This is a genomic window from Streptomyces sp. NBC_00090, from assembly GCF_045160815.1.
Taxonomy (GTDB): Bacteria; Actinomycetota; Actinomycetes; order Streptomycetales; family Streptomycetaceae; genus Streptomyces.
Map to the genome: position 1 here is coordinate 8434905 of NZ_CP108224.1, position 16500 is coordinate 8451404.

Here is a 16500-nt window from a genome sequence, read left to right on the forward strand (position 1 = left end):
CACTCTCCGCCAGGCATTGCGCATGGATCCCGGGACCCAGGGCAGGCGGCCGAACCGCCGGTACTGCCGGCAGGGGGACTCAAAGGAACGAAGGGCCGTGCACGACGTGACCGCAGTACAACAGACCATCCATGTCGGCGGAGAGTGGCGCGCAGCCCTCTCCGGCGCCACGCGCGAGATCATCGATCCCGTCGACGCGACCGCCTTCGCGGTCGTGGCGGAGGGCGGTGTCCGGGACACCGACGAGGCCGTGGCCGCGGCGCGAGCCGCGTTCGACGACGGCGCCTGGCCGCGAACACCGGTCGCCGAGCGGGCCGCCCTGCTGCGACGGGTCGCCGCCCTGCTGGAGCGTGACCGCGAGCGGATCGGTGCCCTGGAGAGCCAGGACGCGGGAAAGACGCTGGAGGAGGGCCGCGTCGACGTCGACTGCGTCCGCGACGCCTTCCTCTACTTCGCCGACCTCGTGGAGAAGGAGAGCGGCGAACGGGCCGTCGACGCCGGTTCGGAGGAGATCCGCAGTGTCGTCGTCCACGAGCCGGTCGGCGTCTGCGCCCTGATCACCCCGTGGAACTATCCGCTGCTCCAGGCGAGTTGGAAGATCGCGCCCGCCCTCGCCGCCGGCAACACCTTCGTGGTCAAGCCCAGCGAGATCACCCCGCTGACCACCGTCGTCCTGGTCGAACTGCTCATGGAGGCCGGGCTGCCGCTCGGCGCGGCCAACATCGTCACCGGCCCCGGCGACACCGTCGGCGCCCGGCTCGCCGAGCACCCCGACATCGACCTCGTCTCGTTCACGGGCGGTCTCGTCAGCGGCACGAAGGTCGCCAGGGCGGCTGCCGACAGCGTGAAGAAGGTCGCCCTCGAACTGGGCGGCAAGAACCCCAACGTCGTCTTCGCCGACGCCTGTTCGACGCCCGAGGGGTTCGACACCGCCGTCGACCAGGCACTCAACGCCGCCTTCATCCACAGCGGCCAGGTCTGCTCCGCAGGATCCCGCCTCATCGTCGAGGAGTCGCTGAGCGAGCGTTTCGTCGCCGAACTCGCCCGCCGGGCCGCACTGATCCGGCTGGGACGCGGCACCGACGAGGGCGTCGAGTGCGGCCCGCTCGTCTCCGCGGCCCAGCTCGCACGGACCGAGGAGTACGTGGCCTCCGCCCTCGGCGAGGGCGCGGTCCTGCGCGCGGGCGGCGAGAAGCCGGCAGGCCCCGGCTACTTCTACCGGCCCACGGTCCTGGACCGGTGCCACCGCCGCATGCGGGTCGTCCGCGAAGAGATCTTCGGCCCCGTCCTCACCGTGGAGACCTTCCGCACCGAGGAGCAGGCCGTCACCCTCGCCAACGACACCGAGTACGGCCTCGCCGGAGCGGTGTGGACCTCCGACGAGGACCGTGCCCGGCGGGTCGCGGCCCGGCTGCGTCACGGCACCGTCTGGATCAACGACTTCCACCCCTACCTGCCGCAGGCGGAGTGGGGCGGCTTCGGAAAGTCCGGCATCGGCCGCGAACTGGGCCCCACCGGTCTCGCCGAGTACCGCGAGGCCAAGCACGTCTACCAGAACCTCGCTCCGCGCCCCGTGCGCTGGTTCGCGGGCAGCACGGAGAAGGACAAGGCATGAACGACCGGCACGTGTACGACTACGTCGTGGTCGGCGGCGGCACCGCGGGTTCGGTGATCGCCTCCCGGCTGACCGAGGACCCGGACGTCAGCGTCGCCGTCATCGAGGGCGGCCCCAGTGACGTCGGCCGCGACGACGTCCTCACCCTGCGCCGCTGGATGGGCCTCCTCGGCGGTGAACTGGACTACGACTACCCCACCACCGAGCAGCCCCGGGGCAACTCGCACATCCGCCACAGCCGGGCCCGGGTGCTGGGCGGCTGTTCCTCGCACAACACCCTCATCGCGTTCAAGCCCCTTCCCTCCGACTGGGACGAGTGGGCCGAAGCCGGTGCCGAGGGCTGGGACGCGGCAGCCATGGACCCCTACTTCGCCCGGCTGCGCAACAACATCGTCCCCGTCGGCGAGGCCGACCGGAACGCGATCGCCCGCGACTTCGTCGACGCGGCGCAGACCGCGCTCGGCGTGCCACGCGTCGAGGGCTTCAACAGAAGCCCCTTCCACGAAGGCGTCGGGTTCTTCGACCTCGCCTACCACCCGGAGAACAACAAGCGGTCGTCCGCCTCCGTCGCCTATCTGCACCCGTTCCTGGACCGGCCGAACCTGCACATCGCCCTGGAGACCTGGGCGTTCCGCCTGGACCTTGAGGGCACCCGCGCCACCGGCGTGCACATCCGTACCAAGGAGGGCACGGAGCACGTCGTACGCGCCCGCCGCGAGGTCCTGGTGTGCGCCGGAGCGGTCGACACCCCGCGACTGCTGCTGCACTCCGGCATCGGGCCGCGTGCCGACCTGGAGAAGCTCGGCATCCCCGTCGTGCACGACCTGCCGGGAGTCGGGGAGAACCTGCTCGACCATCCCGAGTCGGTCATCGTGTGGGAGACGCACGGCCCGATCCCGGAGAACTCGGCGATGGACTCCGACGCCGGGCTGTTCGTCCGCCGGGACCCGGAGGCCGAGGGGCCGGACCTGATGCTCCACTTCTACCAGATCCCCTTCACCGACAACCCCGAGCGCCTGGGCTACGAACGGCCCGCGCACGGCGTGTCGATGACCCCGAACATCCCCAAGCCGCGCAGCCGCGGCCGGCTCTACCTGACGAGCGCCGACCCCGAGGTCAAGCCCGCGCTCGACTTCCGGTACTTCACCGACGAGGACGACTACGACGGCCGGACCCTCGTCGACGGGATCCGCATCGCCCGGCGGATAGCGGCGAGCGAACCACTGGCCGGCTGGCTGAAGCGCGAAGTGTGCCCGGGGCCGGAGGTCACCTCCGACGAGGAGCTCAGCGCGTACGCCCGCCACGTCGCGCACACCGTCTACCACCCGGCCGGGACCTGCCGGATGGGGGCCGTCGACGACGAACTCGCCGTCGTCGCGCCCGATCTGAGGATCCGGGGCCTCGACGGCATCCGGATCGCCGACGCGTCCGTCTTCCCGACCATGACCGCCGTCAACCCGATGATCGGCGTGCTCATGGTCGGCGAGAAATGCGTGGACCTGCTGGGAGGCACCCGACGATGAACGAACTGCTGCAGGACACCGCCGAATCCGTCTTCTCCGTACGCGAGCTCTGGAAGGTCTTCGGCCCGAAGGCCGAGCGCGTGCCCGCCGACCCGGAGCTCGGAACCCTCGACGCCGCCGAACTGCGCGAGCGCACCGGCTGCACCGCGGCCGTCCGTGACGTCTCCTTCGACGTCCGCAAGGGCGAGGTCTTCGTCGTCATGGGCCTGTCCGGCTCGGGAAAGTCGACGCTCGTACGCTGCCTCACCCGGCTCATCGAGCCGACCTCGGGCACGATCACCATCGACGGCGAGGACGTGCTGTCCATGGACACCGGCCGGCTCCGCGAGCTGCGCCGGCACCGGGCGGCGATGGTCTTCCAGCACTTCGGGCTGCTGCCGCACCGGACCGTGCTCGACAACATCGCCTACGGTCTGGAGATCCAGGGCGTGGGGCGTGGCGAACGGCGTGAGCGGGCGGGGGAGTTCGTCACCAAAGTCGGCCTCGACGGCATGGAACACCGCAGGCCGGCCCAGTTGTCCGGCGGCCAGCAGCAGCGGGTCGGACTGGCCCGAGCGCTCGCCGTGGACCCCGAAGTCCTGCTGTTCGACGAGCCGTTCAGCGCGCTGGACCCGCTCATCCGCCGGGACATGCAGGAGGAGGTCGTCCGCCTGCACCGGGAGGAGGGACGCACCATGGTCTTCATCACGCACGACCTGAGCGAGGCGCTGAAGCTCGGCGACAGGATCGCGCTCATGCGCGACGGCCGCATCGTGCAGCTCGGCACGCCCGAGGAGATCGTGGGCGCCCCCGCCGACGAATACGTCCGGGACTTCGTCCGGGACGTGCCGCGCGAACAGGTACTGACCGTCCGCTCGGCGATGCGCCCCGCGCTCGCCGACGAGCACGCGGCAGGCCCCGCGCTCGCCCCGAGCGCCACCGTCCACGAGGCCATCGACGCGGTCGCCCGTACCGGCGAGAACGTGCGGGTCGTCGAGGACGGCCGGTGCCTCGGCGTGGTCGACCACGCGGGACTCCTCGGTGTCGTCGCCGGCCTCCCGGCCGTCCCGTCCGCGACGGGGAAGGCGGTGGCCTGATGTACTCCCATACGACCTGGCCGCCGCCGGGCGGCACGACCGGCGCCGCAGCCCCGGGGCGGTGGGGCCGATGACCGCCACGATCACCCCTGCTCCTCCCGGCCGTACGACCGCCGCCGGCACCGACACCGGCACCGGGCCCGGTGCGCGGCGTGCGCTCGCACGCCACCGCGGCCGGCTGATCGGCGCCGGCACGGCCGCCGCGCTCGTCCTCGGTGCCTTGTTCCTGGGCGGCGGCAGCTGGCCGGCGTCGCTCGCCGTCGATCTGTCCGGTCCGCTCGACCGCACCAGCGACTGGATCATCGACAACCGCGACGGCCACCCGCTGTTCCTCCACTTCCTCGGGCACGTCAGCAACGTCGTGGTCGTCTCCGTCCGCGCGGTCTACCTCGTGCTCCTCGCCGTCGGCTGGGCCGGTGTCACAGCGGCCGCCGGCCTCGTGGCCTGGCGTGTCGCGGGCGTCCGGCTCGCGCTGACCTCCGCCGCCGCCTTCGCCGTGTGCGGACTGCTCGGCATGTGGGTGCCCACCATGCAGACGCTCGCCCTGATGGTGATCGCCGTCGCGGCGTCCGTGCTGCTCGGTGGTCTTCTCGGGCTGGCAGCCGGCCTGTCCGACCGGATGCACCGGGTCCTGCGCCCGGTCCTGGACACCATGCAGGTGCTGCCGGCCTTCGCGTACCTCCTGCCCGTCGTCCTGGTCTTCGGCATCGGCGTGCCCGCGGCCGTGCTCGCGACCGTCGTCTACGCCGCCCCGCCCATGGCCCGTCTCACCGCGCTCGGGCTGCGCGGCGCGGACGCCGGCGTCATGGAGGCCGTCGCCTCCCTCGGCGCCACCGGCAGGCAGCGGCTGCTGACGGCCCGGCTGCCGCTGGCCCGCAAGGAGCTCCTGCTCGGCGTCAACCAGTCGATCATGATGGCGCTCGGCATGGCCGTGATCGCGTCCGTCATCGGCGCGGGCGGCCTCGGCGACCGCGTCTACCAGGCGCTGGCCTCCGTCGACGTCGGTGCCGCGCTCGCCGCCGGTGTGCCGATCGTGCTGCTCGCCGTCGTCCTGGACCGGGTCACCGCCGCGGCGGGGGAGCGGATCGGCGCGGCCCCGGCCCGCCGGGCCGGACTCGGCTGGGCCGTCGCCCTCGGGGTGACCGCCGCCGTCGCCGTGGCGGGCCGGCTGTCCGACCGGCTCTCCTGGCCCGACGGGTGGACGGTGGACATCGCCGAACCCGTCAACGGGGCGGTCGACTGGATGACCGCCCACCTCTACTCCGGAGTGCCCCTCGTCGGCGGCACCGCCGACTGGGCGGCGCGGTTCACCACATGGGTCCTCAACCCCCTGCGCGACGGCCTGCAGTGGCTGCCCTGGTGGGCCGTCCTCCTGACCGTCGGCGCGCTCGCCCTGCTCATCGGAACCTGGCGCACCGCCACGACCGCCGTCCTCGCGATGGCCGCGATCGGCGTGCTCGGCGTCTGGGACCCGGCGCTCGACACGCTCTCCCAGGTGCTGGCCGCCGTCGCCGTGACGCTGTCGCTCGGCTTCGCCCTCGGGGTCGCATCGGCCCGCAGCGCCCGCCTCGGGCGCGCGCTGCGTCCGGTGCTCGACGTCTTCCAGACGATGCCGCAGTTCGTGTACCTGATCCCCGTGGTCGCCCTGTTCGGCGTGGGCCGCGCCCCGGCCGTCGCGGCCGCCGTGGTCTACGCGCTGCCCGCGGTGGTACGGATCACGGCCCAGGGGGTGCGCGCGGTGGACCCGGCGGCTCTGGAGTCCTCACGCTCCCTCGGCGCGACAGGGCGGCAGCAGCTCTTCCAGGTCCAGCTGCCGCTGGCATGGCCCGCGCTGTTGCTGGCCGTCAACCAGGGTGTGGTGCTCGTCCTCGCCGTCGTCGTCATCGGCGGCCTCGTGGGCGGCGGCGCGCTCGGTTACGACGCGGTCTTCGGCCTCGCCCAGGGCGACCTGGCGACCGGTCTGGTCGCCGGTGCCGCGATCGTATGCCTCGGCCTGACGCTCGACCGCGTCACCCAGCCGACGGAACGCCGCGTCCTCGCCGGAAAGGGGGCCTGAGATGGCTCGCACACGCTTCGCACTCAGCGGCTCCGCACTCGCGGCCACCGTCGCACTAACGGCCCTCACCGGCTGCGGCGCCGCCGACATGACCCGCCAGGCCTCCCCGTACGCCGACGCGAAGGGCTCCCGCACGGTGACCCTGTCCGTACAGTCGTGGGTGGGCGCGCAGGCCAACGTCGCCGTCGCGCAGTACCTCCTCGAGCACGAGCTCGACTACCGGGTGGACACCGTCCAGATCGACGAGATCCCGGCCTGGGACGCGCTCAGCCAGGGCCGGGTGGACGCCATCCTGGAGGACTGGGGCCACCCGGAGCAGGAGAAGCGGTACATCGACGACAAGGGGACGATCGAGCGGGGCGGCGACCTCGGGGTGACCGGCCACATCGGCTGGTACGTGCCGACGTACTTCGCCGAGAAGCACCCGGACGTCACCGACTGGAAGAACCTGAACAAGTACGCCGACGAGTTCCGTACCGCGGAGAGCGGCGGCAAGGGCCAGTTGCTGGACGGCTCCCCGTCCTACGTCACGAACGACAAGGCGCTCGTGAACAACCTGGACCTCGACTACCAGGTCGTGTTCGCGGGTTCGGAGGCGGCGCAGATCACCCAGATCGAGCAGTTCGCCAAGGAGGAGAAGCCGTTCCTGAGCTACTGGTACAAGCCCCAGTGGCTGTTCGAGAAGGTCCCGATGACGGAGGTGAAGCTGCCCGCCTACAAGGAGGGCTGCGACGCCGACCCGGAGAAGGTGGCATGCGCGTACCCGCACACGCCCCTGCAGAAGTTCCTCAACGCCCGCTTCGCGGACGGCGGAGGTGACGCCGCCGCCTTCCTGAAGAAGTTCCGGTGGACGACCGGGATGCAGAACGACGTCGCCCTGATGATCGCGGAGCAGAAGCTGTCGCCCCAGGAGGCGGCCGGCCGCTGGGTGAAGGAGAACGAAGCCACCTGGCGGGCGTGGCTCCCGTCCTGACGCGTGTGCGGCGGACTCGGCGTGAGCGCCGGTCCGCCGCACCTCACCCCCCACCCTTGCCCGAGGGCTCAGGCGAAGTGCGCCGACGGCGGGCGTAGAGGCGGCCGACGGGCTCGGCACTCAGGCCGTGCAGCACGATGCTGACCATGACGGTGACCACCATCACCCGGGAGATGAAGTCACCGCCGGCGGCGGCGGGCAGCTCGATCGCGGCGAGGAGGCCGAAGACCACCGACGTCACTCCTCTGGGCCCCATCCACCCCAGGAACAGCCTGTCGGACAGGGACAGATCCGTACCGATCAGCGCGAGCATCACGGGCACCAGGCGCACCAGGGTGACGGCGAGGAGGGCGTACAGGACGACGGAGAGGTGGAAGCCGTCCCAGAACTCGTCATTGACCAACTGGCCGAAGAGGAACCACAGGCCGAGTGTCAGCAAGGTGACCAGGTCGTCGGTCATCTTCACGGTGCCCTCCGGCAGATGCCGCAACGCCGGCGCGATGCAGACGCCGGCGACGAAGGAGGCGACGAAGCCGTTGCCGCCCAGGGCCACGGACAGGGTGTACGCGGCGACGGGCACGCTCAGCACCGCGAGCCTCGTCGCGGCGGGCAGCATCCAGCCCCTCGCCCAGGACCGGCGCAGCAGCCCCCCGGCCACGTAGCCGACGAGCGACCCGGCCCCGACGGCCCAGCCCGCCGCTCCGACGGCGTCGAGGAGGGCCTCGGCGTAGTCGTCGCCTGCCGTAGGGCGGGACTCGGCCGCGGCGGCGACGCAGAGCAGGAACACCGGCGAGACGATCCCGTCGCTCAGGCCGCCCTCGACGGTGAGCACTTCCCGGAGGCGCGCCGGGATGCGCTCGTCCCGCACGACGGCCGCGGCGGGCGAAAGATCGAGGGGGACCACGACGGTCGCAAGCGCCGCCAGAACCCAACCGGGCCGGTCGGGGAAGAAGGCGAGCGCCGCCAGAAAGGCGGCGCCCAGGGTCAACGGCAGCGCGGCGCCCAGGAGACGGGCGACGACGCGCCTCTCCCGTCGGATGACTCCTGTCGGAACCTCGGTCGCGTCGACGAAGAGCAGCAGGGCGAGGACGACCTCCACCACTTGCTCAAAGCCGGCCATGTCGCCGAAGTCGAAGACGAGCGGCGGATCCGAGCCGCTGGTGAGGGCGATGCCCGCCACCATCATGGCGATCGGTGCGGTGACGCTCCACAGCGCGAGCCGGCGCGACAGGACGCACCAGGTGAACAGAATGCCCGCGATGACGGTGACGGCAAACAAGACCATCCGCGCTTTCGGAAGGGTTCTCGGAGAGACGCAGCGTAAGGCGAACCCCGCGCCGACTCGTGCCAGCACGCCGACAGCAGCCCCTCACGGCCATCGTGCTGCCCCGCGACCTCGACATCGAGCACGGCGAGCTCACCCCGAGCCTCAAGGTCAAACGGCCCGTCGTGGAGCGCGAATACGCCGAGGTCATCGAGACCGTGTACGAGGGTGCCCGCGAAGCGTGACGCCTTCCGTCCCTCCCCGCCGTCAGGGGCTGATGGCCGCACGCCGGATCGCGTCGAGCGTGCGCCTCACGTCGTCGTCGGTGGTCGACCAGTTGCTCACCGAGATCCGCATGACGCGTCTGCCGTGCCAGGTGGAGCCGCTGATCCACGCCGTGCCGTCGTCGAGCAGCCGGGTGAGTACCCGGTCCGTGCGTTCGTCGCTGCCGAACTCGGCGCAGACCTGTGTGAACACCACGTCGTTGAGGACCGTAGCGCCGTCGATCCCGGCGATGCCTGAGGCGAACGCGGAGGCATGACGGCACAGCCGCTCGACGAGCTCGGCGACCCCTGACCGGCCGAGGGACCTGAGTGCGGCCCACACGGTGAAGGCCCTGCCGCGCCGCGAGAGTTCGGGAACCTTGTCGATGGGGTCGCCGTGTTCGTGCTGGATGAGGTAGTCGCCACGCTCGCCCATCGCCGCCCGGACCGCGGACGGATCACGCACGATCGCGAGGCCGCAGTCGTAGGGGACGTTCAGGGTCTTGTGGGCGTCCGTCGCCCAGGAGTCCGCGTCCGCGCAGCCCGCCGTCAGATGGGCGTAGCGCGGTGAGGCGGCCGCCCACAGGCCGAACGCGCCGTCGACATGGACCCAGGCGCCTGCCTCGCGCGCGGCACGGATGCACTCGGCGAAGGGATCGAAGGCGCCGGAATGGATGTCGCCGGCCTGGAGGATCACGATCGTGGGGCTCTGCCCCCCGGCCGACAGCGCGTCCCGTAGGGCCACGGGCTCGATGCGTCCCTGATCATCCGCCTTCACCAGTCCGGGCCTGCCGAGCCCGAGGTAGCGCAGCGCCAGGTCGATGGCCATGTGCCGGGCCTCGCCGGCGACGACACGCACGGGCGGGCCACCGGTGAGGCCGTCGCGCGCGACGTTCCAGCCGCTGCGCCGCAGCACCGCGTCCCGTCCGGCGGCGAGGCACGTGAAGTTCGCCATCGTCGCACCCGTGGTGAAGCCGACGGAGCTGTCGCTCGGCAGCCCGAGCAGATCGAGCAACCAGGCGCCGGCGATCTCCTCCGCCGCCGTGTACGCGGGCGAGACGGCGCTCATCACGCAGTTCTGGTCCCAGGCGCTGACCAGCCAGTCGGCAGCCAGCGCGGCCGGTTCGGTGCCTCCGACCACGAAGCCGTAGAAGCGGCCACTGGGGAACGCGGTGAGTCCCGGCTCGCAGGCCGTGGCCAGCAGGTCGACGACGTCGGCGGGCGTGCCGGGGCCGGCAGGCAATTCGACACCGAGCGCGCGCATGGTCTCGTCGACCGAAGCCCGGGCGGGAACCCGGCGGTCGGACAGACTCGCCAGCCACCGGACAGCATGGCCGTACGCCTGCCGGAGCGCCTCTTCACGCGCGTCCATACCTTGGACTATCCGACCTTCGCCACCACCACGCAAGCGATGGCATGCACGCGCCGACAGCCCGCGACTCCTCCGCGCCGCGGCCATCGCGCAGCAGAGGGTCCCGGGACAGGACCGAGCGCCTCCCGGAGGCTCAACCGCTCGTCCTCGTTCGGTGACCCGCGTCACACCCGGCTCCTGTCAGCAATCGGGGCGCCGTCTCGTTCAGAGGGCACGCGAACGAGACAGGAGCAACGTCATGAAGCACCGCATCGTCGTACTCGGCGCCGGATACGCCGGGGCCTTCGCCGCCGGAAACCTGGCCCGTCGGCTCTCTCCCGCCGACATCGAGATCACCGTCGTCAACGCCGTGCCCGACTTCGTCGAGCGGATGCGCCTCCACCAGCTCGCGAGCGGCCAGGACCTCGCGTTCCGCAAGCTCGCCGACGTCTTCGCGGGCACCGGCGTGCGGCTGCGCCTGGCGCGCGTCACCGGCGTCGACCCCGAGCGCAGGACCGTCGCCGTGACCGGCGAGGACGGCGACGGCGAGCTCGCGTACGACACGCTTCTCTACGCGCTCGGCAGCTCCGTGGCCCACCATGGCGTCCCCGGCGTGGCCGAGTACGCCTTCGATGTGACCGGCCGGTCCTCGGCGCTGCGGCTGCGCGAGCGCCTGGCCGGCCTGGGCGAGGGCGGCACCGTGCTGGTCGTCGGTGAGGGGCTGACCGGCATCGAGACCGCCACCGAGGTCGCCGAGTCCCGGCCCGACCTCTCGGTGGCGCTCGCCGCCCGCGGCGAGCTGGGCGCCTGGCTCTCCCCGAAGGCCCGCCGCCATCTGCGCCAGGCCTTCGACCGGCTCGGCGTCACCGTCCACGAGTACACCGGCATCGAAGCCGTCGAGCCGACACGGGCGATCGCCGCCGACGGTACGTCCGTCCCGGCCGACGTGACCGTGTGGTCGGCCGGGTTCGCCGTGCACCCCATCGCGGCCGCCGGCGGCCTGGAGGTCGCCGAGACCGGCCAGATCGTCGTCGACCGCACCATGCGCTCGGTCTCGCACCCGGACGTCTACGCCGCCGGTGACTGCGCCTACGCGATCGGCGAGAACGGCAGGCCGCTGCCGATGTCCTGCGCCTCGGCCGGCTTCACCAACATGCAGGCGACCGCCGCGATCATCGCGCGCCTGACGGGCGGCGAGGTCCCGACCACCGGGCTGAAGTACTACGGCAACCACATCAGCCTCGGGCGGCGGGACGCGATCTTCCAGATGGTGGACGGGGACGTCCGGTCGAAGCCCTGGTACCTGGGCGGCCGGACCGCCGCGCGGCTCAAGGCGAGTGTGCTCAAGGGGGCCGAGTGGGGCATCGCCCACCCGACCTTCGGCATGCCGAAGCGCAGGCACCGCCTCGCCACCGCGCCCGACCGGGCCGGTGCAAGGGCCGCCGCCTAGCGTGCGTGCCGGGCGCCGCCGGGCAGGCGGGGCTTTCGACACACGCCCTAGGGTGTTCCGCATGGACAGCGCAGCCATCGACCGGTTCGAGGCCAGCCGGGGCCGGCTGGCCTCGCTCGCGTACCGTCTGCTCGGCTCGGCCGCCGACGCAGAGGACGCCGTGCAGGACACGTTCCTGCGCTGGCAGGCCGCGGACCGCGAACGGGTCGAGGTGCCGGAAGCGTGGCTGACCAAGGTCGCCACCAATCTCTGCCTCGACCGGCTGCGCTCGGCACAGGCGCGCCACGAGCGAGCGGCCGGTGCCTGGCTGCCCGAGCCGCTCCTCGAGGGCGACCCTATGCTCGGCCCCGCCGACACCTTCGAGCAGCGCGAATCGGTGTCCTTGGCCGTACTGACCCTCCTGGAGCGCCTTTCGCCGGTCGAGCGGGCCGTCTACGTCCTGCGTGAGGCCTTCTCGTACAGCCATGCCGAGATCGCCGGGATCCTCGACATCACCGAGTCCGCGAGCCAGCAGCATGTCCACCGGGCCCGACGCCGGGTCGCCGCCGAGCGCCGCGGCGGCGGCGAGGTCGACCCGGCGTCCGCGCGCCGGGTCGTCGAGGAGTTCCTCGCCGCCGCGACGTCAGGGCGCACCGAACGGCTGGTGGCGCTGCTCACCGACGACGTGACGGCGGTCTCGGACGGCGCCGGGCTGGCCAGGCGGCTGTTGCGGTACACGACGCCCGAGCGGGTCGCCTCCTACGTGCGGGCCGGCTTCAAGCCCACGCCGGCGAAGCGGCGGCTGGCCGGCGGCTCGCCCGCGATGCACATCGCGCTGGTCAACGGCTCGCCGGCCATCCTCGCCGTGGTCGACGACCGGGTCGTGGGCGTCGTGGCGTTCGACGTCAGCGACGGCAGGGTCGCGGCCCTGCGCGGCATCGCCGCCGCGGGCCGGCTCGCTCGCCTCGACGAGGCCTGGCGGCAGCACGAACCCGACGCGCCGGTCATCAGCGCATGGTGACCGGAGCCACCGGAATCCAGCGACCTGAGCCGGAGCGCATCCGCGCCCTGTAGGTCCCCGGATCCGCGGGTGCCGCATGACCGGAGGGCCGGGCAGGCCGCGATCGGGGCCGAAAGGCCCATGCCCAGGAGGCCCGGTGCGGTGCCAGTGTGGGAGGTGTCGGCCCCCGGGGCCGTGTTCCCCGAGCCCGGGGACGTACTCCGGAGGAGGAACCATGAACAGGCAGATCCCCACCCGTCCGGAGCTCGGCGCCATCGTCGTGGGAGTCGACGGGTCCCCCTCCGCCAGGCGGGCCGCGCTCTGGGCCGCCGCCGAGGCGGATCACCGGGCCCGCCCCCTGCACCTCGTGCACGCCGCCGACACGGACCGGCGTGCCCTCTGGGCCACCGCCGAGACGATCCAGGCAGTGCGGGAAGCGGGCCGTGACCTGCTGATCGAGACGGAGCGCGCGGTCCACGAGCGCCTTCCGGACCTCGCCGTCACCAAAGAACTCAGCCGCCAGGAGCCGGTCTCCGGCCTCCGGACCGCGGCCGGGCGCCGAGGCACCGTCGTCGTGGGCAGCAGGGGGCTCGGCGGGTTCGCCGCCCTCATGCTCGGCTCGGTCGGTCTGGGTGTGGCAGCCCGCGCCGAGGTGCCCGTGATCGTCGTACGCGAAGGGGACGAGCGCCCGGAGACGGGCTCGGTGACCGCCGCCGTGCACGATGCCGCAGACCTCGACTGGCTGTTCCTGGCGGCGGCCGAGGCCGATGCCCGCAAGGCGGCTCTGCGACTGGTGAGCGTCTGGAACGTGTTCACCCACGTGGGCAGTGTCGCGACGATGCTCGACGACCTCGAAGAGATCGCGCATCAGCGGGTGCATCAGGTCAAGGGGCTCGCCGACCGCGTCCGCGAGGCCTACCCCCACCTGATCGTCGCGCACCACGTCGAGACGGGCACGAGCACGGCCGGAATCCTCGTCGAGGCGAGCGCCCACACCGATCTGCTCGTGATGGGCAGGAAGCATCGGGCACTGGGCGTCGGACCGTCCCTGGGACGTGTCGCGCACACCCTGCTCCACCACGCCCGGTGCCCCGTGCAGATCGTCCCATCCGCCTTCGTCACCCCGGAAGTGGAGCGATGAGCGACGTACTGGTCGGCGTCGATCCCGGTGAGCTGTCCGTCCCCGCCCTGGCCTGGGCCGCCGCCGAGGCGGTCCGGCGAGGAGTGCGGTTGCGACTGGTCGTCGCGGTGCGACCCGCTCACGACCGGCTCCCGTTCGACGCGTTCGCTCACCAGGGCACCCTGCGGATCCGTGCCGAGGCGGCTCTCGTCACCGCGGAGGAGCTGGTGCGGGCGTTGCACGACGGCCTGAGGACGGCGACGGAACTCGTCGACGGGGTGCCGGCCACGGTGCTGTGCGACAGGGCGGCGGACGCCGCGCTCGTCGTCGTGGGATCGCGCCGTCCCGGCCGGGCGGCCGAGATCCTCAGCGAGGGGGCGGTGGTCGTCCCGCTGACGGCCCGCGCCGACCGCCCCATAGCCGTGGTGCGGGTTCCGGAACACGCCCCGGTCCCTCATCCGACCGTCGTCGTCGGAGTGGACGGCAGCGAGTCCTCCCGGGCGGCCGTCGCGTTCGCCGTCGAGGAGGCGAGCCTGCGCGAGGCACGGCTGCGTGCGGTCTGGGTCTGGCCGCAGGAGGTCCTCTCGCACGACGCCGGTGACGCGGGACTGGCCGAGCGACATCGGCTGCTGGCCGAGTCCGTGGCGGGCTGGGCGGAGCGGTACCCGGACGTGCCCGTCGCCGAGGAGGTGCTCAGGGGACATCCGGTCGAGCAACTTGCCCTGGCATCACAGGAATCCCTCGGCCTGGTGGTCGGTCGCAGGGGACGGGGCGGTTACCCGGGCCTGCGGCTGGGCTCGACGGTCCACGGTCTGCTGCACCACGCCGACTGCCCGGTGATCACCGTTCCGTCCCCGAACGACCGGGACGGAGCGACGCCCCGGCTCCGGCGGGACGTTCCCGCATCCTCGCGGACCGACCGGTTCCCGGCAGCTTGACGGCCAGGGAGGACGGCACGGCGGCTTCGGGCCACCTCGTGGGAGGCACTCCGCAGGGCGGCACGTGCTTCCGGAGCGGAAGGCGGGTGGCCGAGTGGCGGGACAGACTGGTCGTATGGGCGAGACCGGCGCCATCGAGCTGAGTCGGCTCTCGAAGCGCTACGGATCGGTCCTCGGGGTCGAGACGCTGTCCCTGACGGTGAGGACCGGGGAGGTCTTCGGCTTCCTCGGCCCCAACGGGGCCGGCAAGACGACGACCCTTCGCTGCCTGGCCGGGCTGCTCACACCCACGTCGGGCCGGGTACGGGTGCTCGGTCTCGACCCGGTCGCGGACCACTCACGGCTCGCGCCCGAACTCGGATATCTCCCCGGTGAGCTGCGGTTCTACCCCGAACTCACCGGCGATCAGACACTCGACCTGCTCACCGCCCTGCAGCACGCTCCCTCACCCCGCCGCAAGGAACTCTGCTCACGCCTCGGCCTCTCCGACGGAGACCTGCGACGCCCCGTCCTCGGCTACTCCCGGGGCATGAAGCAGAAGCTCGGGCTCGTCCAGGCCCTGCAGCACGATCCCCGCATCGTCGTCCTCGACGAACCGACGGAAGGCCTCGACCCACTCGTGCAGGAGACGTTCTACGCGCTGATGGCCGAGGCGGCCGAGGCCAGGCACACGGTGCTGCTCTCCAGCCACGTCCTGCCGGAGGTGCAGCGGGCCTGCGGCAGGGTCGCCATCATCCGGGAGGGCCGGCTCGTCACCGTCGAGCGGGTCGACGCGCTGCGGGAGGCCCGGGCCCGCAGGATCCGTGTCTCACTCGCCGGCGACTCCACAGACGGTCCCCGGCGACTGGGGAGGGCCGATCGCTGGAACCCGCGCTGGCAGGGCGACCGTGCCGAGCTGCTGGTCCCGCCGAGCGAGGTCACGGAGACGCTGCGTGGCCTCCTCGCGCTCCCCGTCACCGACATCACGGTGGAGGAGGCCGGCCTCGACGAGGCGTTCCTCGATCTCTACCGTGACCACGCGCCCTACCGTGACCACGCGCCTTACGGCGACCGCGCGTCCGAGGAACCGCCGTGAACACGCGCCTGCCGTTGCTGTGGCTCGCGCTGCACCGCAGACGGCGCATGCTCATCGCCGTCCTGATCGGCATCGTGGTGTTCGAGACGCTCATCGTCGTCGTGACGAACACGATCCCGCCCGGGCAGCTCTTCTCCGGTGGCAAGGGGCCTCCGGCGGCGTACCGGGCGTTCAGCGGCTCCAGCGGTGACGTCTCGATCGCCAGTTACCCGGGGCTGCTCGGCGCGGGCCTGGTCCACCCCTTCTGGATCGCGCTCCAGCTGACCGTGATCGGCTCCCTGGCGGCCGCCGCCGTCGCCGCGGACGTGGAATCCGGCACGATCGAGCTCGTCATGGTCCGCCCCGTGACCCGCACCCGACTCCTTGCCGAACGTACCGCCGCCCTCCTCATCGCCACCGGCGCCCTGACCGCCGCCGCCACGCTGACCGTCGCCGTCGGTGTGGCGCTCTCCCCGGCGATCCACGCGGACGTCGGCCTCGGCGGGGTGTTCGCGGCCGGACTCATGGGGTACGCCTTCGCCCTGTGTCTCGTCGGACCGGCTCTCGCCGTGTCCGCGGCCGGGCGAAGACGGTCCCAGGTCCTCGGTACCGTCATCGGAATCGGCGCCGTGGGCTTCGCCGTCAACTTCATCGCCCTCGCCTGGGAACCCGCCGCACCGCTGCGGTACGCCAGTCCCTTCCACTACTACAGCCCGGGAGACGCCCTCGCGCGGGGCGCCGTCCTCTGGCCGCAGCTCATGGTCCTGGTGGGGGTCGGAACGGTCGGCTTCCTCGTCGCCCACGCACTGCTCCGCCGCCGTGACCTGGCCCCCTGAAC

14 protein-coding genes are annotated in these 16500 nt (G+C 72.3%); 12 read left to right on the forward strand and 2 right to left on the reverse strand.

The features are described 5' to 3' along the window. Nucleotides 1–106: 106 nt before the first annotated feature. The 5 genes from OG361_RS37465 to OG361_RS37485 all read left to right on the forward strand — a co-directional run bounded on the left by OG361_RS37465 (nucleotide 107) and on the right by OG361_RS37485 (nucleotide 7243). Nucleotides 107–1615 carry an aldehyde dehydrogenase family protein gene (locus tag OG361_RS37465; protein WP_405860851.1) on the forward strand — a complete coding sequence of 503 codons (1509 nt, stop codon included), beginning with the start codon at nucleotides 107–109 and terminating at the stop codon, nucleotides 1613–1615. Then, the gene (locus OG361_RS37470; RefSeq protein WP_405860853.1) at nucleotides 1612–3138 is read left to right on the forward strand and encodes a GMC family oxidoreductase; all 1527 of its coding nucleotides are present in this window, start codon (nucleotides 1612–1614) and stop codon (nucleotides 3136–3138) included. Before OG361_RS37465 ends, OG361_RS37470 begins: the two co-directional genes overlap by 4 nt. Continuing rightward, nucleotides 3135–4214 carry a glycine betaine/L-proline ABC transporter ATP-binding protein gene (locus tag OG361_RS37475; protein WP_405860855.1) on the forward strand — a complete coding sequence of 360 codons (1080 nt, stop codon included), beginning with the start codon at nucleotides 3135–3137 and terminating at the stop codon, nucleotides 4212–4214. The genes OG361_RS37470 and OG361_RS37475 overlap by 4 nt, the downstream gene beginning before the upstream one ends. 70 nt (nucleotides 4215–4284) lie before the next feature. Beyond that, nucleotides 4285–6270 carry an ABC transporter permease gene (locus OG361_RS37480; RefSeq protein WP_405860857.1) on the forward strand — a complete coding sequence of 662 codons (1986 nt, stop codon included), beginning with the start codon at nucleotides 4285–4287 and terminating at the stop codon, nucleotides 6268–6270. Between the two features lies 1 nt (nucleotide 6271). Continuing rightward, on the forward strand, nucleotides 6272–7243 hold the full coding sequence (locus OG361_RS37485) for an ABC transporter substrate-binding protein (protein ID WP_405860859.1): 972 nt from the start codon (nucleotides 6272–6274) through the stop codon (nucleotides 7241–7243). Nucleotides 7244–7286: 43 nt separating this feature from the next. Here OG361_RS37485 and OG361_RS37490 read toward each other — a convergent pair whose 3' ends face one another. Further along, a complete protein-coding gene (locus OG361_RS37490) occupies nucleotides 7287–8528 on the reverse strand; it encodes a cation:proton antiporter (RefSeq protein ID WP_405860861.1) in 1242 nt (413 codons plus the stop codon). A gap of 59 nt (nucleotides 8529–8587) precedes the next feature. Between OG361_RS37490 and OG361_RS37495 the strand changes: the two genes are divergently transcribed. Then, the gene (locus tag OG361_RS37495) at nucleotides 8588–8752 is read left to right on the forward strand and encodes a hypothetical protein (protein ID WP_405862748.1); all 165 of its coding nucleotides are present in this window, start codon (nucleotides 8588–8590) and stop codon (nucleotides 8750–8752) included. A gap of 22 nt (nucleotides 8753–8774) precedes the next feature. Here OG361_RS37495 and OG361_RS37500 read toward each other — a convergent pair whose 3' ends face one another. Then, entirely contained in the window at nucleotides 8775–10142 is a 1368-nt protein-coding gene (locus OG361_RS37500; protein ID WP_405860863.1) for a pyridoxal phosphate-dependent decarboxylase family protein, read from the reverse strand. Nucleotides 10143–10380: 238 nt separating this feature from the next. On the opposite strand from OG361_RS37500, the gene OG361_RS37505 reads away from it, so the two are divergent. The 6 genes from OG361_RS37505 (at nucleotide 10381) to OG361_RS37530 (ending at nucleotide 16498) form a co-directional block, all read left to right on the forward strand. Further along, the gene (locus tag OG361_RS37505) at nucleotides 10381–11571 is read left to right on the forward strand and encodes an NAD(P)/FAD-dependent oxidoreductase (protein WP_405860864.1); all 1191 of its coding nucleotides are present in this window, start codon (nucleotides 10381–10383) and stop codon (nucleotides 11569–11571) included. A 61-nt stretch (nucleotides 11572–11632) separates the two neighbouring features. Then, nucleotides 11633–12571 carry a sigma-70 family RNA polymerase sigma factor gene (locus tag OG361_RS37510; protein ID WP_405860866.1) on the forward strand — a complete coding sequence of 313 codons (939 nt, stop codon included), beginning with the start codon at nucleotides 11633–11635 and terminating at the stop codon, nucleotides 12569–12571. A 214-nt stretch (nucleotides 12572–12785) separates the two neighbouring features. Continuing rightward, nucleotides 12786–13691 carry a universal stress protein gene (locus OG361_RS37515; protein ID WP_405860868.1) on the forward strand — a complete coding sequence of 302 codons (906 nt, stop codon included), beginning with the start codon at nucleotides 12786–12788 and terminating at the stop codon, nucleotides 13689–13691. Further along, nucleotides 13688–14608 (forward strand): universal stress protein, encoded by a 921-nt coding sequence (locus OG361_RS37520; RefSeq protein WP_405860870.1) that lies wholly within the window; start codon nucleotides 13688–13690, stop codon nucleotides 14606–14608. The genes OG361_RS37515 and OG361_RS37520 overlap by 4 nt, the downstream gene beginning before the upstream one ends. A 115-nt stretch (nucleotides 14609–14723) precedes the next feature. Then, nucleotides 14724–15683: an ABC transporter ATP-binding protein gene (locus tag OG361_RS37525; RefSeq protein ID WP_405860872.1), complete on the forward strand. Its 960-nt coding sequence runs from the start codon at nucleotides 14724–14726 to the stop codon at nucleotides 15681–15683. Next, entirely contained in the window at nucleotides 15680–16498 is an 819-nt protein-coding gene (locus OG361_RS37530) for an ABC transporter permease subunit (RefSeq protein WP_405860874.1), read from the forward strand. The genes OG361_RS37525 and OG361_RS37530 overlap by 4 nt, the downstream gene beginning before the upstream one ends. Nucleotides 16499–16500: the final 2 nt, after the last annotated feature.